This window comes from Sorangium sp. So ce204, assembly GCF_051526795.1.
In the GTDB taxonomy this organism is placed as follows: Bacteria; Myxococcota_A; Polyangia; order Polyangiales; family Polyangiaceae; genus Sorangium; species Sorangium cellulosum_B.
Genome location: NZ_CP150317.1, coordinates 12,859,165 through 12,885,732, shown reverse-complemented (window position 1 = coordinate 12,885,732; position 26,568 = coordinate 12,859,165). Strand labels below are relative to the sequence as shown.

Here is a 26,568-nt window from a genome sequence, read left to right as displayed (position 1 = left end):
CCGCCGACCGACCACGCGCCTTGCCGCCCGCCCCTCCGGCGGCGGCCGCGCGGCAGGCCTACATGGCAACGCATCAGCGTGGCTCGGCGGTCGAAGAACACGGCTGCCAGGCGGCCCGAGCTCCTGCTCCTTCAGGCGGGTTCACCCCGCCGACCGCTGGTTCCCCGGGTTGCGGAGGGCGTGCGCGATGCCGCTTTGCAGGGTGCCCAGCGTGGTGATACCGGACAGATCCACGCCGAGGGTGACCAGCGTCTGCGCGACCTCCGAGCGCACGCCGGTGAGCACCACGCGCGTGCCGAGCAGCTGGGCGGCGCGCGCGGTCCGCGTCAGGGCATCGGCGACGTGCTCGTCGACAGCGCGCACGCCGGTGACGTCCAGGATCGCGGTGTGTGCGCTCTGACTGCTGATGCCGGACAGCAGCGTCTCCATGATCTGCGCTGCGCGCGCGCTGTCGATCGTCCCCACGAGCGGCATCGCCACCACCCGGTCGGCGATCGGGATGAGCGGCGTGGACAGCTCCCGGAGGGCCGCCTGCTGGGCGACGATGATCTTCTCCTGCAGCGCGGCCCGCTCGGCCTCCGCGTGCCTCAGCAAGGTGGTGTTGGTGACGACGCCGCCGAGGCCCATCGGCTCGCCACGCCCGTCGAGGATCGGGAACTTGACGGTGGAGAAATGAATCGTCGTGTCGCCGAGCCGCAGGACCTCTTCGTACTGCATCGCCTTTCCCCCGGCCATCACCTCATGCTCTTTCGTCACGACCTGCTCGATGGCCTCGGTGGCCAGGGGGCTCAGCTCGATTTCATTCTTGCCGATGACCTCGAGGACGTGCCTCTGGAGGGCCTCGGCGTGAGCTCGGTTGACGAAGACGTAGCGCCCGTCTGTGTCCTTGACGAAGATGGAATTGCGCGAGTGGTCCACCAGCTGGAGGAGCAGCTGAAGCCGCCCGAGCAGCACGTGCTCGCTCCACGGTGGGTCGCCGGTGTCCTCGACGATCGCCGCGATCTCACGCGCGCCGCCGCTGTCGTCGCGCAGCACCGCGTGGGTCCACCGGAAGAGGCGCGCCTGCCCGCCTTTCGTCCTGCCCTCGCTCGTGGCCGAGGCGAACCGGTTCTCCGCCCAGTCGAGCAAGAGCGCACGCACCGCGTCCGGGGACACGGGATCTGCGCCCACGAGCTCGGAGAGCCTGCGGCCGACGGCCTCGCCCTCGCTCCAGCCAAAGACACGTTCGGCGCCATCGTTCCAGCGGGTCACCGTGCCATCGGGACGCCAGTGGATCTGCGCCCGCGCCGGTGTGAGCAGCCACGCGAGCGGGCCGAAGGCGGTGTGAGCGTCCGCGCTCACCGCGCCGGGCTGCGCTGCTCCCCCGGCCGCGCCGCCGCTCGACCGCTCCGCCAGCGCGCTCTCCAGCTCCTCGACCCGCGCGTGCAGCACTGCGATCTCCGCCCTGAGCCGCCCGATCTCCCCTAATCCCTCATCTGTCATTCGTTGGATGATGGACTGTATCCGGAGCGCGCTCGGGGTGGCAAGGTCGACATCCCCGAAGATGTACGCGAGATCCGTACGCCGGCACACTGCTATGCTGCGAATCGCGACATTCCTCAACCAACCGACGGGGCTGCACGTCTCCGATGGTGGATGGGGTCGTGCCGTCTCCCTCGGCGCCAGGTCATTCCCAGCTCTTGCGCTGGGGATTCACCCAGGGGGAGGTGCACATCACGCAATCATCACCGTAGAAATAGTGCTTCCCACCGGTGTCCTGGTAGATCCAGTAACGGAGCCAGGCCACGATCGCCGGCCGCTGGACGCCTCCCACGTCGCGCGTGATGTACCCGTGATCCGCGCCCATCACCGTCGCCAGGAATGTCTGGGTCTGGGACATGTCGTACGTTTTTTGCTGCATTGGAAGCCCGACCGTGTCCTGCGTTCCGCTGGTCTGCAGCATGGGCCCGTGCAGGGCCGCCGTCGCGACGTGGCCGTGGATGGAGACGACGGTGGCCACGGCCTCATGGCCGCCGATCTCCACAGCGGCGGTGCCGCCGACCGAGTAGCCCATGGAAACGGCGTGCTCCACGTCGATCTTGCCCTCGTAGAGGCTGCCCGCCTCGCTGTTTTGCTCGATGATCCAGTCGAGCCCCTCGAGCATGGCCGCGCGGTTGTTCGGGGCGTTGGGGCCGCCCGTGAGGAGGTTGGCGCCGACCACCACGAAGCCGTGAGATGCGAAGTTCGACAGGAGAGCCGTGTAGCTGGTCACCTGCGTATTGATCCCGGGGCCGAAGATGATCGGCGCATGCAGGAAGCCGCCCTCACCCAGGCGCTCAGGCCTGAAGATCGTGAAGTTGCCGCTGGGCCCCGCGCTCCGCTCCACGGTCGTCGCGAACGGCCCCTCGGCAGAGTAATCGGTGATCGGCGGGAGCGGCGAGCCCCCGGCTCCGCCCGCTCCGGCGCCGCCGTCGCCTGCTCCGCCCGCGCCTGCTCCGCCCGCGCCCGCGCCTGCTCCGCCCATTCCGCCGTCGCTCACGTCGGCGCCGCCGCTGCCGCTGGCAGCGCCGCCTGACCCAGCGGTCACGCCGGTCGGCGCCCCGCTGGCGGCTGACACGCTCGAGCTGCCCGAGCCCGCGGCTTGCGCCGCGCCGCCGCTCTCTTCGCCGCACGCCAGCATCGCGACGCTCGAGAGAAAGCAGAAGACATGGAAGCGCCTGACGGCTTTCTTTTCGTGGTCCACGATGCCCCTCGGGTTACGTCACGCCAGCGCGAAGCGGGCAAGGCAATGCAGGTCCTGGAGCGCCAAATGTGAGCGCTCACATAACCTGCGTCAACCCCAAACTGGCGCGCGGCGGTCACGCGGACGGCGCTATTTGGCCAGCTCTTCGATGGCCGCGGCGAGCTCCGCGGGGGGCAGCTCGTCGGCGGCGCGCCACGGCGGCATGCGCAGCGGCGAGGTCGCGGGCTCCTGCAAGCGGAAGATGGCTTTGTCCTTCGTCTCTCGCGACATCGCGTCCAGGTTCTTCACGTTGAACCTGGCGCGGTTCAGCGCCGGGTTCCCGCGACCGTCGTGACAGCGCGAGCAGAGCTGCGTGAGCACGGCGCGCCCGCTCGCCCCGGGCGGCGGCACCAGGCCGAGCTTCACCTTCGCGTCTGCGGAGAAGAGGTCGCGCAGATCGAGCAGGGATTGTCGCGGGGCCGCGCCCGTCACCACGTCGAGGTAGGACCGGGCCCGCTCCGCGCGGAGCGCGGGATCCGTCACGTCCACGAGCGGGTAAGGAACCGAGATCGAATCACCCGCCTGCGACAAGGCGAACTGCTCCTCCCAGATCGAGCTCGACGCGCCGGCCTTGGCCTCGGCCTCGATGCGCGGGTCGAACGCGTTCGGCTGCGCCGCCTGGCCTTCGGCGACGAGCAACGCCTCGAGCTGCGCGCCGCTGCCCTCGTCGATGGCATTCTCGATGGTCGCGATGGGGATGCCGCCGTACTGCGCGTCCTCCGCGTGGGCTTCCAGGAACTGCGCCGTGAGCACCCGATCGGACTCCGTCCGCTGCACGAAGCGCTGCGGGAACCAGTGCATCCAGGGGAACTCCAGCTCCTGCATGCGCAAGATCTTCTTCGTGCCATAGCCGCCTGGCTGGTGGCACGAGCGACAATCGAACGACGTGTTCTCGACGTCTTCCTCGCTGTAAATGGTGAACGCGGTCCAGCCGTGCTCTATCTCTTCGGTGAGCAGGCTCGCCAGATCGCAGCTGCCGTCGTAATCACACTGCCGCTCGAACGTGAACAGGTAGAAATTGTAGTCACCGGTCGAGAGGTCGCGGCTCACGATCTCGACGAAGGGCTCGCCGCGAACGAAGCCGAGCGCGGTCATCTCAGCCGGCCTCTCGCGCATCTCGGTCACGCGCGGAAAGACGATGAGGCGCGGATTGACCGCGGAGACGGCGCCCTTCACGAGCGAGGTGGAGTTGCCGGTGAGCGCGAAGGCGCGATCATCGTCGAGCTTCGCGACGCTGAGCAAGCTGGCGAAGTCGGTGATGTCCGGGCGGGGCGCGGCGCACACCGCCTGCCAGAAGCTGTCGCCGCGCGGCGTCGCGCACAGCGCGCGATACTGCGCCTCGCGCCTGGGCAGGCCCGACAGCTCCGCGTCGGGAGCATTCACGGACGGCAGCGTGTCCCAGTCGGTCGTCGCCTCGTCCGTGGCGACGCCCCCGCCGATCTCGCCGACGCACGCCGCCAGCAGCAGCGAAACCAGGCACAGGCTCTGCAGACGCCTCACGTGGGCCTCCCTCGGCGGGCGCCGAACGTCATCAACGCCGCCACGAGCGCGAACGAAAGGAGCGGCGCGCGGCGATCGCCGCGCCCGCCCGCCGCGCTGCAGCCGAAGAGGCCCTCCTCGCTCGGCTCCTCACCCGCGCCGTCACCCTTGCTCGGCTCCAGGTCGACGGTGCCGTCCAGCTGCTGCACGTAGGCGATGAGCTGCCCGAGCTCGGCTTCGCTGAGCGCGCTGGTGAAGGCGTGACGATCATCAGGGTTGGCCGTGACGAGGACATCGCGCAGCGTCGGCGCGGAGCCGTCGTGCAGGTACGGCGCCGTCTCCCAGACGCCGTTCAGCGTCGGCGTGTCGATGCCGAGCAGCGGCTCGCCGGCGCGCATCCCGGAGGACGGCTTCACGGTGCCGACGTCGTGCAGCTTGCCGCCCGCGCTGTCGGTTCCGTCGGGACCCGTGTGGCAGAAGCCGCAGCCCAGGCGCTTGAAGATGGCGCGACCCGCGACGCCGTCCTGGGTGAGCGAGCCGTCGGGATTGCGAAAGGGGCTCGGCCGGTAGGTGTCGAGCGAGCCGAGGAACGCCGCGAGCGCGTCGAGCTCGGGGCTCAGGCCGGCCTTCTTGTCTCCGCGCGGCGTGCCGACCGTCCCCAGGGCGATCTGCTCGGCGGTCAGGAAGCCCTTCCCGCCGAACAGGTGGCGGATGTTGTCGTCCGAGTCCTGGATCTCGTCGAAGCTGCCGCTCCAGTTGACGTTGCCGTGGCCCGTGCCGCGCCGCCCCAGCAGCGAGACGGTGTTGCGGAGCCCCTCCCCCGCGCTGCCGAAGTCCCAGACTCGCCCGTCCTCCGCGCCGTCGAAGTGACACGACGCGCAGCTGATGTAGCCCTGGTCGCTCATGCGGATGTCGGCCGAGTTGAAGAACAGCTGCTTGCCGCGCAAGACCTGCGGGTCGAGCTTCTCCACGGCGACCGTCGGGATCTCGGCCAGCTTCTTGGTGATGAGGTCGTGCGAGCTGACGATGTCGGCGACGTCGTAGACAGTCACCGTGCGGCTGAGCGACGCGTGAACGAACAGCTTGTTGGTCTCGGTCAGCGCCAGGCCGCGCGGCGCGAAGCCCGCCTCTTTCAGCGCGGTCACGAACTCGCCCGTGTAGGCGTCGCGGACCTCCACCAGGGCCGAGCCGGCGACGCTGATGAACGCGTAGTCGCCGAGCGGCGTGAACACGACCTGGTTCGGCAGGTTGCGATCGTCCAGATCGATGCGCCGCGCGACGTCCTCGGCGCCCTCCGCGAGGTTCAGCAGCGCCACGAGCGGACGTACCGTGTTGTCGTCGGTGAGGTCTAGCCCATCGCGAAATGGACCACGAAAGATGTTGTCCTTCTTGCCCGGCACCCACGCGAACGAGCCGTCGGGCGAGAGCCCCACCGAGAACAGGTAGCTCGGCAGGCCGCGCCCTTGTTGGTCCGTGTCCTCCGTCGTGGTGTCCGCGGCGAGCGCGAAGCGCGTGCTCACCTGGAAGGTCGCCGCGTCGATGCGCGCCACCTCGCCGTGGCTGTCCTCGGAGAGGAAGCGCGTGACGTAGATCTGCGAGCCGTCGTGCGACACCGAGACGCCCCGCGGCGTACCGCCGAGCGAGAGCTCGGCCACGACGGCGCCGCTCGCCACGTCCAGCTTCAGCACCTTGCCGACCGCCATCAGCGTCACGTACGCGGCGTCCCCGGTCGGGCTGATCGCGAGGCCCATCGGTTGCGACGCGTACGGCAGCGCGATCTCGCGCTCCACCGAGAGCGACGCGGTGTCGAGGATGGAGACTGCGTGCGCATCCCGGTGCAGCACCCACAGCGTGCCTTGCGCGGTGAGCGCGAGCCCGACCGGGCCGCGCGCCACCGGCACCTCCGCGACCTTGGTCAGCGCGCTCGCGTCGAGCACGCTCACGCTGTCGTTCTCGTAATTGGCCGTGTAGACCTTCGCGTTCGGCGGGTCGTACACGAGGTCGGTCGAGCCCGCCGCGCTGCCCGTGACGAGCGGCCGGTGCGCCGTGTGCACGAAGGCGACGCTGGTGAACCCGACATCGTCTTTGACCGTCACGAGCACCGGGTAGTGGCCGGGAGCGGCGTAGGTGTGGACCTGCTGCACGTCGTCGACCATGAACTCGGTGCGCGTCTCGTCTCCCATGTCCCAGCGCACCTGAACGGGGCCGACCGCGTCGCCGATCGTCAGGTCGAACGTGACGGCCTCGCCGGCGAGCGAGGGCGCGCGCACGGGGACGCTGGCCGTGACGGCGCGCGCCTCGGCCGGCCAGGCCGCCGCCGCGCAGATGCCTCCGAGCAGGCCGAGGAGCTTCGGGAGCGAGCGCATGGCTCAGGGACCGGTCGTGAACGTCGACTTGAACTCGGCCGCGATGCCGTTGCCGACGAGATCCTTCATGCCGTCCTTCGGCAGCACGATCTCGTAGGTCGTGTTCGGCATCAGGTCCTCGTCGGGGTCGAAGCTCACGATGCCCATGTACAGGCCGAACGAGCCCTTCACCGGCTGCCCGCCCATCGGCCTTACGATGAAGCTGCCGTGGTGAACCGTGGCGATCTCGACGTTGTCGGTGAGGCTGAGGCCGATGCGCGACCTCCTGGACAGCCCCGTCGCCCCGTTCTTCGGCAGCACCGTGTCGACCGCCGGGGGCGTGGTGTCCGGCTCGGTCGAGTGCGCGGCGATGACCATGCCGCGGTAGGGCAGCTCGTCGTCGGCCAGCACCAGCAGGCTGCCGACCGGGATCGAGAACTGGTCGTCGCCGTTCGTGAACTCGAGCCGCCCCCAGACCCGGCTCTTGATCGACATCTTGTGGATGTCGCGCACGTCGATCTTGGAGACGCCGGCGTCCGGCCGCAGGTGACCGAGGAACAGGGTGCCGTCGGAGAAGCTCATGTACTCGGACCCGGCGGGGTAGCCCATGGCCCTGAACGCCGAGTCGGGCAGCGTGGCGATGGGTGAATTGGCCGAGCCGATGTCGGTGGGGTCGGTCAGCACGTCCCACACGCGCAGCGGCGACTGCACGTAGACGTGCTTGCCGTACAGACCGCAGATGTAGCTCTTGCTCGGGGTGATGAAGTCGAGCGCGACCGGGTTCATCGGATCGCTGATGTCCATCGTCGCGATGCCGCCGTTGTCCTTGGGCGTCGTGATGACCAGCGTATTGCCCACGGCCCACAGCGGACCGGCGCTCACGCCGCCGAACTGCGAGATCGGGATCTTCTTGACGAACTTCACGTCCTCGGGATCCGCGGCGTCCAGGATGTGCAGGCCCGTGTTGGTGCCGCCGACGTAGATGACGCTGCCCTGCCAGTACATGCCCCAGACGGCGTCGGTGAAGTCCCCGTAGTTGATGCCGTCGAGCTTGACGAGCCTCACGTGACGAGGCGCGCGGGCGTCGGTGACGTCCCAGATGTCGACGCCGGTGCCCGAGGTGGTGACCTGGTAGAACTTGTCGCCATAGCGACCGAGCGAGGTCTGGTGCGACTCCGCCTCGCCGACGCCCTTGGGCCCTCCCCTGGGATCGAAGCCAGGGCTCTGGATGCGCGAGAGCATCTTCGGGTTGGTCGGATCGGCGATGTCGTAGAAGACGATCTCGGCGTTGCCGGCGCCCTGAACGTAGCCGTTGATGACGATCGGCTGGTTCTGGTGATGGCCCGCCTCGAGCGTCGGCGACACCAGGCCGTCTCGCCAGCTGTTGCGCGGCAAGTTGATCTTGTTCGCCGGCATGGGCATGTTCGGGATCTTGCCCTCCGGCGCGGTGATCGTGTCCGGGTCGATTCCGCCCGCGCCGCCGCTTCCGGTCGTGGCGCCTCCACCGGCTCCGCTCGTGGCGCTGCTGCTCGTGGCCCCGCTGCTCGTGGCGCTGCTGCTCGCGGCGCTGCTGCTCGTGGCCCCGCTGCTCGTGGCTCCCGCCGCCGGCGTCGGGGCTGCGCCGCCGCTGCCTGCCACCACGGAGGTGGTGTCGCCGGAGCCACCGCCGTCATTTCCTTCCGGTGAGTTGAGGTCCCCGCCGGAACACGCCGCGAGCAGGGCGGCGAACGAAGAAAAGCCGAACCAACGTAGTCCCATCCTCTTCGAATGCATCCCTGACCTCTCCTCTGGCGCGTGGGTCATGACAGGTGGCCACCCCGCCGGAACTCGGGGCCGACAGCACCCGCCGCGATCGCGCGGACACACGGGTACACGAACGCGCGATACGCGATACGCGATGCGCCCCCGCAAATGAATCGGTTAAGATGTGGAGAATTGTGAACGTTCACATATGGAATGTCAAGCGCGATCGGCCGCGCTCGTTGTGAGGCGATCCGGCGGCTCGACCCCGCAGGCCGAGGCGCGAAGGCGGCCCCTTCGTGGTCGAGGCCGAGCAGGTTCTACCGCCCAGGTCCACCAGAACGGACGAGAGCTGACGAGGTCGCACGAGAGCTCACGCGGGCGCCGCGGCGCCCTGCTCCGACTCTAGGATCGCCGGTTTTCGATGGACGCTGCAAATGTGAACGCTCACATAGACTGGCCAGGTGCTGGACTTCCGGCTGCCTCACGTACCACAACGCCGCGCTGTCGTAGCCCTGCGCCCATGAGCACGCCGCCGGCAAGGTGAAGCGGTACCTATCCACCAGCGCGTGCAGCGCGGCTGTACGGTGGCGATCTCGCTTCTCCTGCGCGAGCGTCTTTGATAGGAAGTCATCATGAGATATTTGCGCCAGTTCTTCGTATGTTCCGTCCTCGCGGCACTTGCGATGCAGGTGGGTTGTGGAGCGGAGACGCCGGACGGCGTCGGGCAGGCGTCCGAGGTCGGCTCGATCAGCCTCGCCCTCGTCGGGACCAGCGTCACGGGCGCGACGTACCGCCTGTCGAACGCGTGGTTCAATATCCACGGTCCGACGAACCGGCTCGTCGACGGCTCGATCGAGGCGCCGGTGATCACGGAGGTGCTTCCGGTCGGCCACTATGACGTGTACCTCGAGCCCTCCTGGGTCCTCGAGCGGTGGACCGGCGTCGGTTACCAGCCCGTTCAGGCGGTCCTGACGTCGCCGAATCCGCTGCAGGTCTTCATCAACGAAGGCACGACATCGACGGTCGTGTTCCAGTTCCGCGCCGACGGCGATGTCGTCTCCGTCGGTCAGGGGAGCCTCGACATCGTCATCGGCGTCGACGACACGGCGGCGCCGCGCGAGGACACCGACGCGGCCTGCGGCAACGGCTACGATGACGACGAGGACGGGCTCGCGGATTGCGCCGATCCGGAGTGTCAGGGGCTGCCCCTCTGCGCGCCGCCGAGCATCGCGGCACAGTTCACCGACACGCTCGGCGATGACATCCCCGCCATGTGGCCTGCTGTCGTGCTCGCGGATGCGACAGACGCGGACGACATCGTGCTGGAATGCAGAGAATGCGCGGATTGCGGGACGTCGCGGTGGAGCCTCGCGAGCGTGGGCTTCAGCCAGGAGCAGATCAGCGAGATGACCTATTATTTCACGACAAAGGAAGCGGTCGTGGACGGGGAGGAGGACATCATGCAGTGGTCAGCTGGCTGCGTCGACTGCTACGGGGCCTCTTGCTACCCGCAATACAACTTCTTGTACTGGAGCGCGGGCAGCGGCCTGGCGCACTTCCATCTGACCGAGACCGCGGCGGACTGCAGCTCCTCGGTGTGGAACGTCATGGGACCGCGGGATACGAACGGCGCCGAAGGAAATCTGTGCGGGCCCGGTATTGTCGGAGGCATATCCCAGTATTCCGGCAAGGTGGGCGAGTGGTTCCAGATTTCGATCGTGAACCCGCGGTAGGGCACCAACCAGGGTCGGGTGCCCCCTGACCCTCCACCGCCGGATGGGCGCTCCGGGCGACGGGCAGCGAGCGCGCGGAGGAACGGCAGCGCGTGGGCGCGGTCTCCTGCCACGCCATGACGATGCCTCTTTTCATATCAGTCTGCGGGTCCGCTCCTCCGCTGCACGGCTCCTTTGCGCGCGTCGAGCCCGGCGGCCGACTCGACGCGATCGGCGTGAGGGCTGCCCGGGTGTGCCTCGAGGAAGCGCCGCGCCGCCGCGTGTGCGCCCGCGCGATCCCCCTTGCGCGCCAGCGCCTCGACGCGGATCGCGGCGGCCTCGTCGGAGAGCTGGGCGCTCGGGAACTCGCGCGCGTGGCGAGCCAGGAGCGCGAGGGCGGCCGCCGGATCACCACGTCGCAGCGCGCGCCGCGCGGTGTCGAGCAGCGCCAGCTCGGCGGCCAGCGTCGGCGCGTTCCTCTCGCGTGCGCGCGGGCTGCTCGCCGCCGTGGCGGCAGGAGCCGTGGCGGCGGGCGCGGCCGTGGGCGGAGCCTCGTCCGTTCGCTCCTCCGGGACGCGCTCGTGCAGCTCCGCCTCGGCCGCGACGGGTGCGCGCGGCGCGGCGAGCGCAGCCGGCGCGCTGGCCGCCTCCTGAGCGCGCCCCGCGGGCGTCGGCGCGTCGACGTGCGTCCATTCGGCGACCCCGAGCGTGAGGACCCCTGCGACCGCGCCGATCCCGAGCGCGCTCAAGATGCCGCTCCCGCCCGCCACGCCCGCCACCTTCAGCGCGGCGCTCGCCCCCGCCGCGGCCGCGCCCCCCGTCGCGGCCGCGCCCCCCACCCCCGCGACCGCGCCTCCTGCCGCGACCGCGCCCCCTGCCGCGACCGCGCCCCCTGCCACGGCCGCGCCCCCCGCCGCGGCCGCACCCCCTGCCACGGCCGCGCCCCCCGCCGCGGCCGCACCCCCTGCCGCGCCCGCGCCCCCGGTCCCCGCCGCGGCCGCGCCCCCCGTCCCCGCCACGGCCGCGCTCCCCGTCCCCGCCACGGCGGCCCCGACGCCGACCGCGACGAGCATTCGCCGGGTCAAGCCGCTCGGCGGACTCTCGTCGAGCGCCGCGCGGAGGAGCGTCGTTCGCAGAGCACTCCCCTTCTGGTCCAGAAGGCGCTCGGGATCGGTCATGGCGATTCACCTCGGAAATGGGCCCGCGCCTCTATCCGCCTCACGGCGGCCTGGAAGTGCTCGCGCGCCCGGCGGAGGCGAGACGCGACGGTGCCTGCCGGAAGATCGAGCAGCGCCGCGATGTTCGCCGTCGTCATCTGCTCCAGCTCGAACAGCACGAAGACAGCGCGCTGCTCGAGGGGCATCGTGTCGAGGATGGCATCGAGCGCCGCGCGGGCGCGAGCGCGATCCATCATCTCCTCGGGGTCCGGCGCCGGGTCGACGCGCTCGCTGGGCGCTTCCTCCAGCACCTCCCGGCGCCGCTGCTGGGTCCTCCGCGCGCGCGAGGCGATCCGCAGCGCCGTGCTGAACAGGAACGCGGCCTCCCGGCCCGATTCGATGTCGCCGAGCCGCCGGGCCGCCACGAGGAACACCTGCTGCGCCGCGTCCTCCGCGTCGGCGCGCGGCACGCCGAGCCGCACCAGCGAGCGCCAGACGAACGCCGAATGCTCCATCACGAGCCCGGTGAGGCGCCCGGCCGCCGCCCGGCTGTCGGGCGGCGCTGCGGCGGGGAGCTGCATCAGGGTCAGCGCTTCACCACGGCTCACGCCTTGTGCAATCTCCGGATCGAGACAACTCGATCACAAAATCGACAGGCCAGCACGGAGCAGCAGCCTCTGGTGACCGCGGGCGCTTCGTGGATGAGCTGCGCCGAGCGTTCGAACCAACATGAACGCCGCACCAGCGGAAATTGCGGTCCTTATTGCACGTCGACGCGCACAAGCGCGCTAAGCGTGGGCTCCCCGTACTGCATCCGCGTCGCCTCACGTTGGAGCACGACCGCGCGCGCAGCGCCTTCGTCGTCGCCGGCGCTCGCGGTCACGACGACGCTTCCTTTCCTGTGCCCTTGTTCGACACGGGCAAGCACCGTTGTTCTCAACCCCGCTCGCCCGACGCGTCACCTTTCCACTGAAAGACGTGCTCGAGCGGCACACCGAAGGCCGCCGCGATGCGGAAGGCGACCTCGAGGGAGGGCGAGTAGCGGCCCTGCTCGACGGCGACGATGGTTTGACGGGTGACGCCGACCTTCTCGGCCAGCTCCGCCTGGGTCATCTCGCCCGCCTGAAACCTCAGCGTGCGGATGACGTTCGTGATCCGAGGTTGCCCCTTGCCCACGCCGCGCTCCATTCCTTGAACGTCACCTCGCCCTCCGAGCCAGCGCGTCCTTCCCCATCCGCAGGCGGCGAGCTCCGCCTTCCACACATCCGGCCGCAGATGGCCGGACGTCTGCGCCGCTTCACGCGCGCGGCCCCGGCTCTGTTTCCTCGCGGTTTCGCCCCGCTCGCGCCCCGACGCCCGCTCCGCGGCCGCGCTGGTTCGAGGTGTCCGCGATCCCTCCAGGGATCGCGGACACCTCGAACCAGGTAACTGACCGGCGAACCAATGTCAACTATTTCAATCATAGAGTCTTAATTAGTGGACACCGAGTCCGATTTTTATGACATCTGGGTGCTCGCCGTACCTTCCGTCAGCGAGGGCACCAGCGTAGGCTCTCTGGCGATGCTCACTCCCACGGTGGTCGTGTTCGACCTGGACGGTACGTTGATCGACAGTCGGGGCGACATCGTGGCGGCGGTGAACCATGCGCTCGTGGCGACGGGCCGTGCTCCGCTGCCCGGGCAGGTGATCGTCCGGTACGTGGGCGACGGCGCGCGCGCGCTGTGTGCGCGCGCCGCCAGGCTCCCCGAGACATCCGAGAGCGTCGAGGACGTCCTCCGCCACTTCCTCGACTACTACGCGCGGCACCCGCTCGACTTCACCCGCTGGATGCCCGGCGCGCAGGAGATGCTCGAGAGGCTCTCGGACCTCGGCGATCTCGCGCTCTGCGTCTGCACGAACAAGCCGCGCTCGACCACCGACGCGGTGCTCGCCGCGCTCGGGGTCGGCGCGCGCTTCCGCGCGGTGGTCGCGGGCGGCGACGTCGCCGCCAAGAAGCCGGACGCGGCGCCGCTGCTCCACCTCGCGGCGCGCCTCGGCGTCCAGCCGCACAAGATGGTGATGGTCGGCGACGGCCCCCAGGACATCGAGTGCGCTCGCCGCGCGGGCGCGCGATCGATCGCCGTCCTCGGCGGCTTCGCATCGCAAGACGAGCTCCTCGACGCCCGCCCCGACGTGCTCCTCCGTACCCTGGGAGAGCTCTGGGACGTCCTCCGCCGCTGGCGCGACGCGACGGTCAGGCTCTCCACCGTTCGTTAGCTGCACACCCCCGGGTGGTGCGCGTCGGATTTGCGCGCGCGGCCAGCCTCCCTCCCCGCACGCGCGGGACGTCGCCGCCCGCGCGCCCCTCAGGCCGCGACGCCCTCGGCGATCTCGCGCCCGAACGCCGTCGCGTTGAGGATCGCGCGCAGGCGCACGCGCGCCCGGTGGAGCCGCGAGCGGACAGCGCTCTCGCTCACGGCGAGCTTCTGCGCGATCTCCTGGAGGCCGAGGTCCTCGTGGTAGTGCGCGAGCACCACGTCGCGGTAGTCGTCCGGCAGCTCGCAGAGCGCCTCGCGGACGTACGCCTCCCGCTCCGCCGCGGACGCGGCGTCGTCCTCGCCGATCGTGCTGCGCATCGTCGGCAAGAGGCCGAGCTCCTCGAAGTCGAGCCCCTCGACGATGCGCGCGCGCTGCCGCCGCTGCGACCGCATCAGCATGAGCGCCTCGTTCGCCGTCACGCGGAAGAGCCACGTCGTGAAGCTCGAGTCGCCGCGGAACGAGCGGATCGTCCGCACCACCTGCAGCAGCGTCGACTGCACGAGGTCGAGCCGATCCTCGTCGGACACGGGGTAGCGCGCGAGCTGCCGCTCCACGTGCGGGCGGATGAGCCGCGTGAGCTCGTCGAGCGACTCCCGATCGCCGTCCTTCGCCCGGCAGATGACCTCGGCCAACGGGCCCGCGCTCGGGGCGCGGGGCGAAGGGCGCGACCCGACCACGCCGGGCGGGGTGAGACCGCAGGGCGCCAGAGGAGTCTCAGGCCTCGTGCTGGCGCTCGGTACATCGGTCGGAACGGCGGTCAGAGCCATGAGCCATCTCTCCGTCGAGGGCGCCGCGTGCGCTTCCGGCCCACGGGCCCGGTGGTGCGCACCGACCAGCAAAGGCCTTGCCACGGCAAGCTCAACGGACGTGCGCGCCGCGTGCGCACCGCGTGCTCAGCCGGTATAAGCGGGGCCACGATGTCCAGCGACGCTCCGCGATGGGAAGCCCCCCGAGGGGGAAACAGCCACGTTCCGACGCCCGAGATGGACCGGCCAGCGCCGTCCGCCTCCACCCCGCCGCGTGCGCTGGCCCACCCGCTGCCCGCCGGGATGCGCGATCTCCTCCCCGAGGAGGCGCGGCGCCGGCGCGCGCTCGCCAAGCGCGTGCTCGATCACTTCGTGCTCTGCGGCTACCAGCCGGTCTCGCTGCCCGCGTTCGAGTTCGCCGAGGTGCTCGAGCGCGGGCTCGGCACGCTCGACGCCGCGGACGTGCTGCGCTTCATCGAGCCCGAGTCGGGCGAGGTGGCGGCGCTCCGCCCGGACATGACCCCGCAGATCGCGCGGCTCGTGGCCACGCGGCTCGCGGACGCGCCCCGCCCCATCCGCCTCTGCTACGAGGGCACGGTCCTGCGCCGCCGCCAGGGGCGGGCGCGGCGCCACCGGCAGATCCCGCAGGCCGGCGTCGAGCTCTACGGCGTCGGCACGCTCGCCGGTGAGCTCGAGATCCTCCGCCTCGCCGCCTCCGCGGTGCGGGAGGCCGGCCTGGAGCACTTCGTCGTGGACCTCGGCCACGCGATGATCGCGCGCGCGCTGCTCGACGCCGTCCCGGCGGGGCTCGCGGCCGAGCTCTCGGAGGTGCTCGAGCTGAAGGACGCCTCCCGCCTCGCCGCCGTGCTCGCGAGCCCGAAGGCCGCCGACGTCCCGCGCCGCATCGTCGCGGCCATCGCCGCGCTGCCGGATCTCGCGGGCGGCGGCGCTGCCGACCCGGACGGCGCCGCTGTCTTCGACCGCGCCACGCGCCTGCTCACCGGCACGCCCGCCGAGGCGCCGCTCGCCGAGCTCCGCGCGCTCTGGGACGCGGCGAGGGCGAGCCCCGAGCTCGGCCCGGCGCTCCGGGTCGACCTCGGCGAGCTCCGCGGTCTGGCGTACTATACGGGTGTAATTTTCCACGTACTGGCCGATGGCCCCGGGGAGGCGATCGCGGCGGGCGGGCGCTACGACATGCTGCTCTCCCGCTTCGGCCTGCCGATGCCGGCCGTCGGCTTCGGGCTGAACCTCGACGCGATGGCCTGGGCGCGCGACGTCGCGGGCGCGGCGGACGAGCCGGCGCTGCGGGTGCTCGTCGCAGCGCGGCCGGAGCGCGCCGCGTCGCTCGCGGCGGCGCTGCGGGGGCTGGGAGTCCCGGCCGTGGCGCACGCGCCGGACCAGGATCCTGAAGGGTACGCGCTGTCCTGGCGGTTCTCTCACCTGGTGCGGGAGCGCGACGGGGCGCTTGTGGTCGAGGCGACATCCGGCGGCGGCGAGGCCGCGACGAGCGCGAGCGCGGTTCCGGCGGCCCTCGACGACGCCGCGGCGGCCCAGGCGATCGTGCTGAAGACGGGGGCAGGACGTCCGGGCGGCAAGTAGACGCTCGCTCGGCAAGCGAGCCTGGGGTAAAGGCGAACCTGGACCCGGACGGAGCCGCTCGGAGTGACGAGCGGGCCGAGGCCGGGCCACGTGATCCAAGAGGAGCTTCGGAATGACCGCGATCGTGATCGTCGGCGCACAGTGGGGCGACGAGGGCAAGGGCAAGGTCGTCGACCTTTATACGGAGAGCGCCGACCTCGTGGTGCGCTACGCCGGCGGGCCCAACGCCGGCCACACGCTGGTGGTGGGCGGGGAGAAGCTCATCGTTCGGCTCATCCCGAGCGGCATCCTCCGCTCGAACGCCCGCTGCGTGATGGCGCAGGGCATGGTGGTCGATCCCGGGGTGCTCGTCTCCGAGATCGACGCGGTGGAGGCGCGGGGCTGCTCGACGCAGGGGCGGCTGTTCGTGTCCGATCGCGCGCACCTGATCTTGCCGTTCCATCCGCTCGTCGACTCGCTCCGCGAGGCGGCGGCGGCGGACGGCGTGCGGCTCGGGACGACCAAGCGCGGCATCGGCCCCTGCTACGAGGACAAGGCGTCGCGGCGCGGGGCGCGGCTCGGCGATCTGCGCGACATGAAGCGGCTCGCGCAGCTCGTGTCGCGCTCGCTCGAGGCGTGGACGCCGACGCTGCGCGCCCTGGGCGGCGAGCCGCCGTCGCTCGACGCGATCCTCGACGAGCTCACGCCGCTGGCGAAGCGCATCACGCCGCTGCTCGCCGACACGTCGCAGCTCATCGACGGCGCGCTCCGCCGCGGCGAGCGCGTGCTCCTCGAGGGGGCGCAGGGGACGCTGCTCGACATCGACCATGGCACGTTCCCGTTCGTGACGTCGTCGTCGGCGATCGCGGGGGGCGCGTGCGTCGGCGCCGGGGTCGGCCCGACGCGCATCCGCCGCGTGCTCGGCCTGGCGAAGGCGTACTGCACCCGCGTGGGCGAGGGGCCGTTCCCGACCGAGCTCGACGGCCCGCTCGGCGAGCGGCTCAGGTCGGTCGGCGGCGAGTACGGCTCGGTGACGGGCCGGCCGCGCCGGACCGGGTGGCTGGACCTGCCGGCGCTGCGCTACGCGGCGCGGGTGAACGGCCTCGACGGGATCGCGCTCACCAAGCTCGACGTGCTGACCGGCATGCCGGAGCTCAAGGTCTGCGTCGCCTACGACACGCCGTCGGGGCGCACGCGCGAGTTCCCGATCGACGACATCGCGACGGCGAAGCCGGTGCTCGAGACGGTGGCCGAGTGGAGCGAGCCGATCGACAGCGCGCGGTCGATGACCGAGCTGCCGGCGGCGGCGCGGCACTACGTGGAGATGGTCGAGAAGGAGACCGGCGTGCCGGTCGACGTCGTCTCGGTCGGCGCGGACCGCGAGGCGACCATCGTCCGGCGCAACGCGTTCGCCTGAGGGGGCGGGACCAGGGGCGCGCCGCTGCGCGGGCGCCCCGCCGGGGAGTCGGTCGCTACCGGCGGCGCGGGCGGGTGTAGGCGCCCGCGGACACGCGGCTGGCGCTCGTCCGTCGATGACGGCGTAACGCAGTCACAGCCCGCGGTAGATCATTCCGGATCGGAGGGGGTGGAGGAGGGGGCCACGCTCGACAAGCAGAGCTCCTGCTTGACCCAATTCAGGATCAAGCTTCGGGCGATGGCCCGTCCATTGGCCAGGTGATAGGCGACCCATGCAACTCGGCCGTCGGCAGTTCTCTCCTTGGGATCTAGCCAGCTCGTAAAGCCACCAGATACGGACCCCGCGGACTCCTCCAGCTCGCGCTTGATCGACGCTGGATCAACTTGGACCCGAACGAACAACGATTCGAGGTATTCGGCCAAGGCGACGCACGGATGATTCCCGATGGCCCGCAGTCGCTCGACAACCTCGGCGTCGCTCAGCGAGAGGATCCAGACCTCCTCTGGACCATACCCACTGGAAAATTCAGCAAGAATCTCGTCGATCGACTTGTCCATCTCTCGTTCGCACCGCTCATTGCACCAGGCATTGACCAAAGCAAATGCCACTGGTGACCGGACCAAGATGCGCGCGTCGCACACCTCCGTGCAACATTCGGCGAGTACGGCTCGGTGACGGGCCGGCCGCGGCGGACCGGGTGGCTGGACCTGCCGGCGCTGCGCTACGCGGCGCGGGTGAACGGCCTCGACTTGATCGCGCTCACCGAGCTCGACGTGCTGACCGGCATGCCGAGCTCGAGGTCTGCGTCGCCTACGTGCGGCGCAACGCGTTCGCGTGAGCGGCGGGACCTCGGCTCACCGCAGCGGGCGATGAGCCGCCGTCTCGTCCAGCGGGACGGTTGTCCAGACGTGCAGCTTGAAGATTACTGGCCGGAGCCGCCGCTCTTGCTACCGCCGCCGGGCGCGCCGCCCCGCTGGCCGCTGCCGCCGCCCGGCGCGGTGGTCCCGCCCGGCGTGCCGGTTCCGCCGCCCGGCGCGTAAGCCCCTCCCCCCGGCGTGCCGCCGGTGCCGCTGCCCGGCGTGCCGCCCGTGCCCGGCGCGCCGCCGGTGCTCGGCGTGCCGCCCGTCGTGCCGCCCGTGCCCGGCGCGCCGCTCGGCGTGCCGCCGCTCGTGCCGCCCGTGCCCGGTCTGCGGTGGGTGCCGCTGCCCCACTCCTGCGCGCCTCCCTGGGTGCCCTGCCCGCCCTGGGCGCCCGGCTCTCCCATCTCTCCAGGCACCGTATCCGCGCCGGGCGTTCCGCTCTCGGGCGCTCCTGGGGTTCCAGGCGCGCCGGGGGTCTCTCCACCCGCCGGCGCGGGCGCCGGCGAGGCCGCCTCTCCGCCTTGATTGCCCCCACAGGCCATGAGCGGCAACGCGGTCAGGACTACCAGAAACATGCTTCGCATGATGTGTCTCCCAGGTCGTTTGCGTTCGCGGCTCGTGCCGAGCCGCCGGCGATGCGGACGCGCCCGTGCGCGCGAAGGCCGCCTCCGGAGCCTGGCGGCGTAGCGTCCCGCGCTCGACATGCTGGGGCCGGATCCGGCCCTCGGGATCGAGACGACGCCGGAACGGTGCATCGGGCCGCGCCCGATCGAGAGCCGTTAACCCCTCGGGACACGAACAACGCCTGACGCCGGCCGGCGCGCGCTCGACGACAGGCGCTCAGCCGGCCACGGAGCGAGCGAATCGATCCACACGCGCCACACGCGCCACACGCGCCACACGCGCCACACGTCACCGCGCCCGGGCCGCGCTGGCCCAGCTCCGGCGGCAGGGCGGCGGCGTGCTCATCAGACGCCGCGCGGGAAGGGGCGCCTCCTGCGCGCCGCGGTCCTCGGGCTCGCGGCCCTCGCGCCCGCCGCGCCAGGCCTCTTGTGGCTCCGCCCAAGGCTGCTCGCGTAGACGCGCGGCGGTGACGGCGCGCTCCATTGAAGGCGTCTGGACATAACGTCGGGACAAGCGCGCTTTACAGCCCGGGCCGAACAGCTCACCCGCTACGCGCCGCTCGACAGATCGATGCCGCTGGAAGAAGGTCGGGCGAAGTCAGCAGGGAGAAGTTCGCTTTTCCTCCATGGGATCGACTATTCTGTCCATTCCTATGGCCGAGGACAGCTACGTGTTTGCGGGTTCGGAGCGTGCGCGAGAGCTGGAGCGCCTGCGGCGGATCGAGGGCTTCTTCGACCCCGGCAGCCGGCGCCTTCTCAAGGCGTCCGGGATGGGGCCCGGCTGGAGCTGCCTCGAGGTAGGAGCCGGCGCCGGGTCGATCGCCTGCTGGATGGCAGAGCGCGTGGGCCTCGAGGGCGAGGTGGTCGCGGTCGACCTCGATGTCGGGTTCATGGACGCTTCTCCGCCGCCGGGCGTCCGGATCATCGAGGGCGACATCCGCCAGCTCAATTTCCACGCGGCGCGCTTCGATCTGGTCCACGCCCGCTACGTGCTCGTCCACAACGCGGATTTCCAGGATCTCCTCGACGCCATGCTCGCAGCGCTCAAGCCGGGCGGCCACCTGGTGCTCGAGGAGCCGGACTTCACCGCGGCGAGGGGCGCCTCCGGTCCGGATATCGAGGCCTTCGATCGGGTCAATCGGTCGATCCTCGCGATGTTCGAGGCCGACGGCAAGGACCCCGGCCTCGGCCTGCGCCTCCCCGCGATCCTGACGTCGCGAGGGCTCGCCATCGAGGCCGTCGAGAACGAGGTGCCGCTGTGCCCTGGCGGTCACCCGCTGTCCGAGATCATGAGCCTCTCAGCCACCCAGCTCCAGCACAGGTACCTCGCGACAGGGCGGGTCAGCGCGGAAGATCTCGCCGGCTACGCCCGGTTCGCGGCCGATCCGTCGGCGTGGGGTGTCTACTATGGCACCGTCGGCGTCCTGGCCCGCAAACCGGCCAGGATCTCCGACTGACGTCCTTCTCCCGCCCGGGCGGCCAGGTGACGTGCCAGGTGACGTGCCAGGTGACGGCGACCAAGAGCCCGACTCCGGGCCCGTCCTCCAGCAAAGCGGCAAACTCCGTCCTGCGCTCTCCGTCGAGCCAGGACATGGCATCACGCTGATCCTCCGACAGCGCCGCTCCCGGCCCCCGCCCGCCCTCACGCAGGGATTCCAGCGCCTCCGCCCGGGCGGGTGCCCGCGTCCGTTCATCGACGTCGAGAGGTGGCACCTCTGCGCCGGTCCGTCGCGCGGCACGGACGATTCAGCCGATCCTGCGCGCTGGTGAGAATTGCCTATTTGATGTTCTCGCGGCTTGCGTCTCCCAACAACAGTTCAAGATACGTGACGGGGCGGGCCAGGCATCACCGCCGAGCGCTCCAGCGCCGGCCCCGCTTCCGTCAATGACATGGGGGAATTATGAACATTCGAGTCGACTCTCTTCGTTTTGCATGGATGGCAGCCCTCGCGCTCGCGGGGACCAGCGCTTGCTCCGTCGCGGCGGGAGACGGTGTTCTGGTGGCGGCGGACGAGGACAGCTCGGAGGAGGCGGTCGAGTCCACCTCACAGGCCTTCTCGCTCACCATGCCGCAGCTCGCCGCGGTGCTCGCCGCCTTCAACGCGACCGAGCTCAGCGACGCGCAGATGGCCCGCGCCAAGGCGTCGGACGCGCACGTCTTCGAGCTCGCCCAGACGCTGTTCGATCATCACACCGCCGCGAGCGAGCAGCTCGCGCTCGCGCTCACGCAGATGGGCATGGCGCCGGTGGACAACGAGATCAGCCTGGCGCTGATCGAGCAGGGCGCGGCGAGCCAGCAGCAGCTCACGGGGCTCGCGGGGCCCAGCTTCGACTGGACGTTCGTCAATGTTCAGATCTATCGACACCGGGAGTTCCTCGCCCATCTCCAGGAGCAGATGGCCATCGTGGGGCCCGAGCTGCACCCGGGGCTCTCTCACCTCGTCCCGGAGGTCCTGAGCGCCACGAAGCGGAACCTCTCGTTCGCCACGTCGCTCCTCGCGCTCATCGGCAGCCCGTACATTCCGGAGGGCGGCTATCCGCCTGGCGTACCCTATTTCGGCAACTACGGCACCTACGGCAGCTACATCGACTACGGCAACTACGGTAACTACGGCAATTACGGCAGCTACGGCGGCGGCTTCGCCAACAGCGCGCCTTCCTACGGCCCCGTCTACTTCGGCGCCAACGGGCCCTACTCGCCCGCCGTCTCCCCCTACTACGGGGTTTACGGCCGCGGCGCGCCGTCTGGCTTCGGCGCGCCCGGCCCGTACCCCCGCCCGTGAGCCGAGGGGCGCGGCGCGCTACAGGCGGCGCCGCGCCCGGCCGCGATCCGGGATGACCGCGTGGATCTCCGCCTCGCTGAAGCCAGCCGCCCTGTAGAGACGCTTCAGGTGCACCAGCTCGATGTGCGCGCTCTTCGCCACCGAGGCGCGGATGCGGTCGAGCACGCTCAGCCGCTCCAGCGGCAGCCGGGTCGCCTCGACCGTCGAGCGCACCGCCGCCGCCGCCGACTTCACCTCGGCCGCCGCGGCCTGCGCCTTGTCCAGGCTGAGCTTCGGGTGGATCCCCGAGCCGAGCAGCTGCGCGAGCACCTCCAGCCGATCCGGCTGCCCCGTGAGATCGCCGTCCTCGTCGTCGGCGAAGTAGGCCACGCCGCCCGGGAACAGGATCGACAGCGCAGGATCCGCGGAGGGGCGGCCCACGGCGTTCCAGACGTCGTCGGCGACCTTGCCGAGCGCGTCGTCGGCGCGCGCGGACTCGGCCTCGACCTTGGCGAGCAGCGGCTCCGCCTCGGAGCGCGCGGCGTTGCGCTGGGCCTCCACCCCGTCGAAGAGCGTCAGCACGGGCACGAGCCGCTGCTCGGCGAGCTCCCGGAGGGGCCCGCCCTTCGCGGAAGCGCTGTGGAGCGTCGCGCGCACGTCACCGATGATGTCGTCCGCTGGCGCATCCTTGCGAATCACCTCGCCCATGATGTCGATCCTCCTCAGGCTCCAAGGCTGCGGAGTCCAGCGAAACACGACCCGCGAACGCCCCCCGTCGACGCTGTCACCTCGGGCACCATAACGGACCAACGCCCACCCGATCAACCGGATCGCAGCCCTGCGCCGCCGGCCCCGGCGTGAGCCTCCAGCGCGCCTCCCTGGTACACTCTCGCCGTGCACCTCGGCCCGCTGCTGCTCACGGCCCTGCTCGTCCTCCCGCTCGCCGCGCACGCCGGACAGGGCGGCGATCTGGTCGCCGCCGCGGCGGCCGCGGGGCGTCCGCCCGAGTGCTCGGCGCGATCCGGCCGGGCCATCGCGCGGGGGCCCACCGTCTGGGAGCGCGCGCGGGCGCCTGAGCTCCCGCGCTACTGCGACCTGCTCGCGCGCGGCCAGGCGCAGCTCGGCGGCGACGCCGAGGCGGCGCGCGCGTCGGCGCGCCTCGCCGACCAGCTCCTCCCGGGGCACGCCGCGCCGCAGGTCCTGCTCGCCCGCGCCGCCCTCGCGCTCGGCTCGCCCGAGGACGCCGCGCGCGCCTTCGAGCGGGCGCGGAGCGTCGATCCCCGCAGCGTCGAGGATCCGCAGACGATGCACGACCTCGCGCGCTCGCTCGCCCGCACCGGCAAGCGCGGCGAGGCGATCGCGATCTACCGCGCGCTCGTCCCGCGGATCGATCTGCTCGGGACCGCGGACCAGCGCGCGCTCGTGCTGCTCGAGGCGGCGCACCTGTCGATGGCCACCGCGGGCGCGGCGTCCGTCGCCGACGCGAGCGCGAGGCCGCCCGCCGGCGCGCACAGAGACGCGCACAGAGACGCGCACAGAGACGCGCACAGAGACGCGCACGGAGAGGCGGCCGCCCGCGGGGACCTCGACGAGGCGATCGCCTACCTGCGCGAGGCGCGCCTGCGCGCGCAGACGCAGCTCGCCCGCGACGTCACGCTGTCGCTCGCGCTCGCGCTGGACCGCTCCGGCGACAAGGCCCAGGCGGACGCCGCGCTCGAAGGCGACGTGACCGCGCTCGAGGCGGCGCGCCCGCGCGGCGAAGGTGCGCGCGGGCGCGCGGACGACCGGAGCGCCGGCGCGGCCGCGCGCGAGCGGACCGCGGACGACCTCGCCAGCGCGTCGGCGCGCCTGCGCACCGTCGAGTACCTCGCGGTCCCGGAGGACAGGCTCGCCCTCGAGGCGCTCGCGCTGGAGCGGGCCATGACGGCGGCCGCGATCGCGCGCTGGGAGGCGTACCTGGCGGGCGCCGGCGGCCAGGGGCCGTGGGCCCCGGCGGCGCGCGCGCGCCTCGACGCCCTCCGGCGAGGCGCCGGCGGCGGGGGACGCGCGCCCGCGCGCGCGGCCGGGCGCGCCCCGCAGGAGCGGAGCGCGGCGCCGCGGTCAGGCGCGGGAGGGGCGCGGTGACGCGGCCATCGCCCCCGCCCCGGCGGTCGCCCCTGCCGTGGCGCTCGCGCCTGCCGGGCGTCGCGGCGCTCCTCGCGTCCGCGCTCGCGGCGGGGCCCCTCCACGCAGCGCCGACCGTCTGGTCCCGCGCGCTCGATCCGGCGGCCGACGAGCGCGAGGAGCTCATCTCCCAGGCGGACGCGCTGCTCGCGCGGTACGACCAGCTCCGGCGCTCGCCGCTCCTGGAGCGGGTCGAGGAGATCGGCCCGCTCTGGCTGCGCGAGGCGCGCGCCCTGTACGAGCGCGCCGGCGCGGCGACGTCGCGCACCCCTTCGGTGCGGCTGCGCTACGCCGACATCCTGGAGCACCTCGGCGACGTGCAGGGCGCCGTCGCGACGCTCGAGGGGCTCCTCCGGCTCCAGCCTCCGGCGCCTTTCCGGGCCGACGCCTGGCACGCGCTGGCGGTCTGCTACGCGCGGCTCGGCAGGTACACGGACGAGATCGAGGCGTACGACGAGGCGCTGGTGCTCGAGCCGCACGCGGCCTCGCGGGCGCTGCTGCTGGCCAACCAGGCCGAGGCCTACATGGCGCTCGGCGACATCACGTCGGCGGTCGAGGGCTACCGCGCCTCGCTCTCGACCCTCGGGTCGCTCGATATGGTCCGTTACGGCGTGACCACGCTCTGGGGGCTCGCCGTGGCGCTCGACCGGTCCGGCGACCTGGAGGGGGGCATCGAGAACATCCGGCTCGCGAGGACCTACGACCGGGCCGACCAGCAGATCAACGGCGCGGGCTGGTTCTACGTGCCCGCCCACGACGAGGCCTGGTACGCGGCGCTCGGCCACTGGGCCGCGGCGCGGAGCGCAGAGCTCGGCGCCGCGCGCGCGGAGGCCTACCTGCAGGCCGTGGCCGCGTGGGACTCCTACATCGCCCGGGCGCCGGGCAACGATCCCTGGCTGCCGCTGGCGAAGGCGCGGCGGGCGCAGTGCGAGAGGGAATCGGAGCAGACGTTGAAGACGTTGAAGCGCCTGCGCAAGCTCGCGGCGCCGCAGCGGCGCTGAGCCGAGGCGGCGGGCGCTTCATCGTCTGGACGGCCGCGCGCCGCTCCCGCCCGCTCCGGCGGCGTACGGCGAAGGGCGGCGGCGCGTGCGCGTGGTTACCGATGGCGCTCTGGTCGTACAGCGTACAGCGGGCGATGGCGAGAGCCCCCTTTACGACCCCGGCCGGCGGGTTCACCTTAACGTGGTCGCCCTCGCGCGCGGGGGCGCGCCGGCCAGCTCACCCCGAACGGAGGATCCATCGAGATGCGTGACTCGGTGTTCGATGAGGTTGTGCTCTGGTCCGGACGTCCCAAGGTCGTCGCGACGCCGATGCTCTACCTCGTGGGCGCGGCGGTCTGCGGCGTGACCTCCGCGATCAGCACCGCGTCCGCCGTCGTCGTGAGCAAGGCGCTCGACGCGTCGCCGAACCAGCTGCTCGCCTTCGCGGCCTGGATGGCGAGCCTCGCGGTGGCGTTCAGCTACCTGCCGCGCTGGTGGCGCTCGGAGCTGGAGTACATGCTCACCGATCGGCACATCGTCGTGCAGCGCGGGAAGCTCCGGCGCTCCATCGAGCGGCGGTCGATCAGCTACGCGCGCATCCACTGGAACCCGAAGCACCCCGGCGTCGGCGACCTCGAGCTCGTCAGGGCGGTGCCGACCGGGGCCCTCCGGCGGCGGCTGTCGATCGTGCTGACCGGTGTCGTGGCGCCGGATCGCGTCTGGGCGATCCTCCGGGGCGTGGTCCCGTCGGCGCCCGCGGGCGACGGTCACCGCCTGCTCTCGCAGCGCCTCGACGAGGGCGAGCGGGTGCTCTGGTCGGCGCACCCGGCCGACGGCTGGCACAAGTGGCTCCCGAACGGCCTGCGCGGCGTCGGCTCGGTGCTGCTCGGCGTGCTCCTCGGCGGCTTCGCGGTGGTCACGGCGGTGCACGCCGTGCGCAGCATCCGCATCGTGACCGCGGCGGGCATGGATCCGGAGAGCGTCTCCTTCGTGGCGCTCGTCGCGTCCCTGTCGCTCACGATCGTGCTGCTCGTCGCCGCGGGCGCGGCGATGCTCTACATGTCGGTGGTGCGCCCGGCGCGGCTCGCGGCGCGGACGCGGTACCTCATCACCGACCGGCGCGTGCTCATCCAGCGCGGCGACGAGGAGCTGCACCTCGATCGCTCGCGCATCGTCGACGTGATCGACGCGCCGGGCGCCGGGGGCCTCCGGGACGTGTTCCTCGTGCTCGACGGCCCGCGCGCCCGCGCCGTCGCCGCGAGCGGCGCCTTCGGCGAGGCCCCGGGCGCCGGGCTCCAGCCGGTGCTGCACCGGGTCACGGACGTGGACTCGGTGCGGCAGATCCTGCGGCCGGCGTAGTCCGCTGCGCGGTGCCGTTCAGGCTGGATCTCGAGCGCTGCCTCACACGCGAGCCCCGATCCTGCGCCTCCGAGCTGAGCAGTGTACCCCGCGCACGCTGGATCAGGGTAAGGAGCCCCCATGCCGATCGTTCAGATCTCCGATCCGCAGCAGCCGGCGCCGACGAGCTGCGGCGTCATCGTCTTTCGCGTCGATCTCCAGACGGGCAATGTCGACGGCACCTTCGCCCTCGCCCTCTACGAGGGGGAGCTCGCGCGCGAGACCGGAACCAAGATCAGCGGCCCGCCCGGAGATTTCGAGGGCGAGTACTCGGTCGTCACCCTGCGCCCCGACGGGACCACGTTCGCCCGAGGCCGCATGATCGCCCAGCGGCTCGGCGCGCAGGGCGTCTACCTGGTCCGCTGGTACCTCGAGCCGGTCCCGGAGGCGCTCGAGGATCTCGGCTATGTCCCGGGGACGCGGCTCATCTACGAGGCGATAGGGATGACGCTCCGAGGCGGCGCGGAGATCGCGGTCGCCTGGGACAACAACGTCTTCGCGCGGCGCTGGCCCCAGGGATCCGCCCCGCAATAGAGAGCCCCAGCC

At 71.7% G+C, this 26,568-nt stretch carries 22 protein-coding genes and 1 pseudogene; 11 read left to right on the top strand and 12 right to left on the bottom strand.

Annotated elements, in window-relative coordinates:
* Positions 1-141 precede the first annotated feature (141 nt).
* From WMF22_RS48790 to WMF22_RS48770, 5 genes are all read right to left on the bottom strand, one after another.
* The gene (locus tag WMF22_RS48790; protein ID WP_438034202.1) at positions 142-1,602 is read right to left on the bottom strand and encodes a PAS domain-containing protein; all 1,461 of its coding nucleotides are present in this window, start codon (positions 1,600-1,602) and stop codon (positions 142-144) included.
* Between the two features lie 64 nt (positions 1,603-1,666).
* Positions 1,667-2,722: a poly(ethylene terephthalate) hydrolase family protein gene (locus WMF22_RS48785; protein WP_438034201.1), complete on the bottom strand. Its 1,056-nt coding sequence runs from the start codon at positions 2,720-2,722 to the stop codon at positions 1,667-1,669.
* 129 nt (positions 2,723-2,851) lie between these two features.
* Complete coding sequence (locus WMF22_RS48780; RefSeq protein ID WP_437296671.1) at positions 2,852-4,261, bottom strand: c-type cytochrome; 1,410 nt, start codon at positions 4,259-4,261, stop codon at positions 2,852-2,854.
* A complete protein-coding gene (locus tag WMF22_RS48775; RefSeq protein WP_438034200.1) occupies positions 4,258-6,606 on the bottom strand; it encodes a PKD domain-containing protein in 2,349 nt (782 codons plus the stop codon). The genes WMF22_RS48780 and WMF22_RS48775 overlap by 4 nt, the downstream gene beginning before the upstream one ends.
* A gap of 3 nt (positions 6,607-6,609) precedes the next feature.
* The gene (locus tag WMF22_RS48770) at positions 6,610-8,343 is read right to left on the bottom strand and encodes an Ig-like domain-containing protein (protein WP_438034199.1); all 1,734 of its coding nucleotides are present in this window, start codon (positions 8,341-8,343) and stop codon (positions 6,610-6,612) included.
* Between the two features lie 617 nt (positions 8,344-8,960).
* On the opposite strand from WMF22_RS48770, the gene WMF22_RS48765 reads away from it, so the two are divergent.
* Complete coding sequence (locus tag WMF22_RS48765; RefSeq protein ID WP_438034198.1) at positions 8,961-10,061, top strand: hypothetical protein; 1,101 nt, start codon at positions 8,961-8,963, stop codon at positions 10,059-10,061.
* Between the two features lie 137 nt (positions 10,062-10,198).
* On the opposite strand, the gene WMF22_RS48760 is transcribed toward WMF22_RS48765, so the two are convergent.
* The 3 genes from WMF22_RS48760 to WMF22_RS48750 form a co-directional block, all read right to left on the bottom strand.
* The gene (locus WMF22_RS48760) at positions 10,199-11,218 is read right to left on the bottom strand and encodes a hypothetical protein (RefSeq protein ID WP_438034197.1); all 1,020 of its coding nucleotides are present in this window, start codon (positions 11,216-11,218) and stop codon (positions 10,199-10,201) included.
* Complete coding sequence (locus tag WMF22_RS48755) at positions 11,215-11,805, bottom strand: RNA polymerase sigma factor (RefSeq protein WP_437296666.1); 591 nt, start codon at positions 11,803-11,805, stop codon at positions 11,215-11,217. Before WMF22_RS48755 ends, WMF22_RS48760 begins: the two co-directional genes overlap by 4 nt.
* A 328-nt stretch (positions 11,806-12,133) precedes the next feature.
* On the bottom strand, positions 12,134-12,385 hold the full coding sequence (locus WMF22_RS48750; RefSeq protein WP_437296665.1) for a helix-turn-helix transcriptional regulator: 252 nt from the start codon (positions 12,383-12,385) through the stop codon (positions 12,134-12,136).
* A 372-nt stretch (positions 12,386-12,757) separates the two neighbouring features.
* On the opposite strand from WMF22_RS48750, the gene WMF22_RS48745 reads away from it, so the two are divergent.
* Entirely contained in the window at positions 12,758-13,453 is a 696-nt protein-coding gene (locus WMF22_RS48745) for an HAD family hydrolase (RefSeq protein WP_437296664.1), read from the top strand.
* A gap of 89 nt (positions 13,454-13,542) precedes the next feature.
* On the opposite strand, the gene WMF22_RS48740 is transcribed toward WMF22_RS48745, so the two are convergent.
* Positions 13,543-14,127, bottom strand: a complete 585-nt coding sequence (locus WMF22_RS48740; RefSeq protein WP_231864596.1) for an RNA polymerase sigma factor — start codon at positions 14,125-14,127, stop codon at positions 13,543-13,545.
* Positions 14,128-14,412: 285 nt separating this feature from the next.
* Between WMF22_RS48740 and WMF22_RS48735 the strand changes: the two genes are divergently transcribed.
* Entirely contained in the window at positions 14,413-15,840 is a 1,428-nt protein-coding gene (locus WMF22_RS48735) for an ATP phosphoribosyltransferase regulatory subunit (protein ID WP_438034196.1), read from the top strand.
* Positions 15,841-15,952: 112 nt separating this feature from the next.
* Positions 15,953-17,236, top strand: a complete 1,284-nt coding sequence (locus WMF22_RS48730) for an adenylosuccinate synthase (RefSeq protein WP_437296662.1) — start codon at positions 15,953-15,955, stop codon at positions 17,234-17,236.
* A gap of 149 nt (positions 17,237-17,385) precedes the next feature.
* Here the strand turns inward: WMF22_RS48730 and WMF22_RS48725 are convergent, their stop codons facing one another.
* Complete coding sequence (locus tag WMF22_RS48725) at positions 17,386-17,793, bottom strand: hypothetical protein (RefSeq protein WP_438034195.1); 408 nt, start codon at positions 17,791-17,793, stop codon at positions 17,386-17,388.
* A gap of 84 nt (positions 17,794-17,877) precedes the next feature.
* On the opposite strand from WMF22_RS48725, the pseudogene WMF22_RS48720 reads away from it, so the two are divergent.
* Positions 17,878-18,050: pseudogene (locus WMF22_RS48720) on the top strand (adenylosuccinate synthetase); the annotation flags it as partial.
* A 108-nt stretch (positions 18,051-18,158) separates the two neighbouring features.
* On the opposite strand, the gene WMF22_RS48715 reads toward WMF22_RS48720, so the two are convergent.
* Positions 18,159-18,680 carry a hypothetical protein gene (locus tag WMF22_RS48715; protein WP_438034194.1) on the bottom strand — a complete coding sequence of 174 codons (522 nt, stop codon included), beginning with the start codon at positions 18,678-18,680 and terminating at the stop codon, positions 18,159-18,161.
* A gap of 665 nt (positions 18,681-19,345) precedes the next feature.
* Between WMF22_RS48715 and WMF22_RS48710 the strand changes: the two genes are divergently transcribed.
* Together WMF22_RS48710 and WMF22_RS48705 are read left to right on the top strand one after the other, a co-directional pair.
* Positions 19,346-20,176, top strand: a complete 831-nt coding sequence (locus WMF22_RS48710) for a class I SAM-dependent methyltransferase (RefSeq protein ID WP_437296659.1) — start codon at positions 19,346-19,348, stop codon at positions 20,174-20,176.
* A gap of 480 nt (positions 20,177-20,656) precedes the next feature.
* Positions 20,657-21,502: a DUF4142 domain-containing protein gene (locus WMF22_RS48705; RefSeq protein WP_437296658.1), complete on the top strand. Its 846-nt coding sequence runs from the start codon at positions 20,657-20,659 to the stop codon at positions 21,500-21,502.
* An 18-nt stretch (positions 21,503-21,520) separates the two neighbouring features.
* On the opposite strand, the gene WMF22_RS48700 is transcribed toward WMF22_RS48705, so the two are convergent.
* Positions 21,521-22,189, bottom strand: a complete 669-nt coding sequence (locus WMF22_RS48700) for a hypothetical protein (protein WP_044967360.1) — start codon at positions 22,187-22,189, stop codon at positions 21,521-21,523.
* A 186-nt stretch (positions 22,190-22,375) separates the two neighbouring features.
* On the opposite strand from WMF22_RS48700, the gene WMF22_RS48695 reads away from it, so the two are divergent.
* The 4 genes from WMF22_RS48695 to WMF22_RS48680 all read left to right on the top strand — a co-directional run bounded on the left by WMF22_RS48695 (position 22,376) and on the right by WMF22_RS48680 (position 26,556).
* Complete coding sequence (locus WMF22_RS48695; RefSeq protein WP_438034193.1) at positions 22,376-23,605, top strand: hypothetical protein; 1,230 nt, start codon at positions 22,376-22,378, stop codon at positions 23,603-23,605.
* The gene (locus tag WMF22_RS48690) at positions 23,602-24,645 is read left to right on the top strand and encodes a tetratricopeptide repeat protein (RefSeq protein ID WP_437296656.1); all 1,044 of its coding nucleotides are present in this window, start codon (positions 23,602-23,604) and stop codon (positions 24,643-24,645) included. Before WMF22_RS48695 ends, WMF22_RS48690 begins: the two co-directional genes overlap by 4 nt.
* 243 nt (positions 24,646-24,888) lie before the next feature.
* Positions 24,889-25,983 carry a hypothetical protein gene (locus WMF22_RS48685; protein ID WP_437296655.1) on the top strand — a complete coding sequence of 365 codons (1,095 nt, stop codon included), beginning with the start codon at positions 24,889-24,891 and terminating at the stop codon, positions 25,981-25,983.
* A 120-nt stretch (positions 25,984-26,103) separates the two neighbouring features.
* Positions 26,104-26,556, top strand: a complete 453-nt coding sequence (locus WMF22_RS48680; RefSeq protein WP_437296654.1) for a hypothetical protein — start codon at positions 26,104-26,106, stop codon at positions 26,554-26,556.
* Positions 26,557-26,568 lie beyond the last annotated feature (12 nt).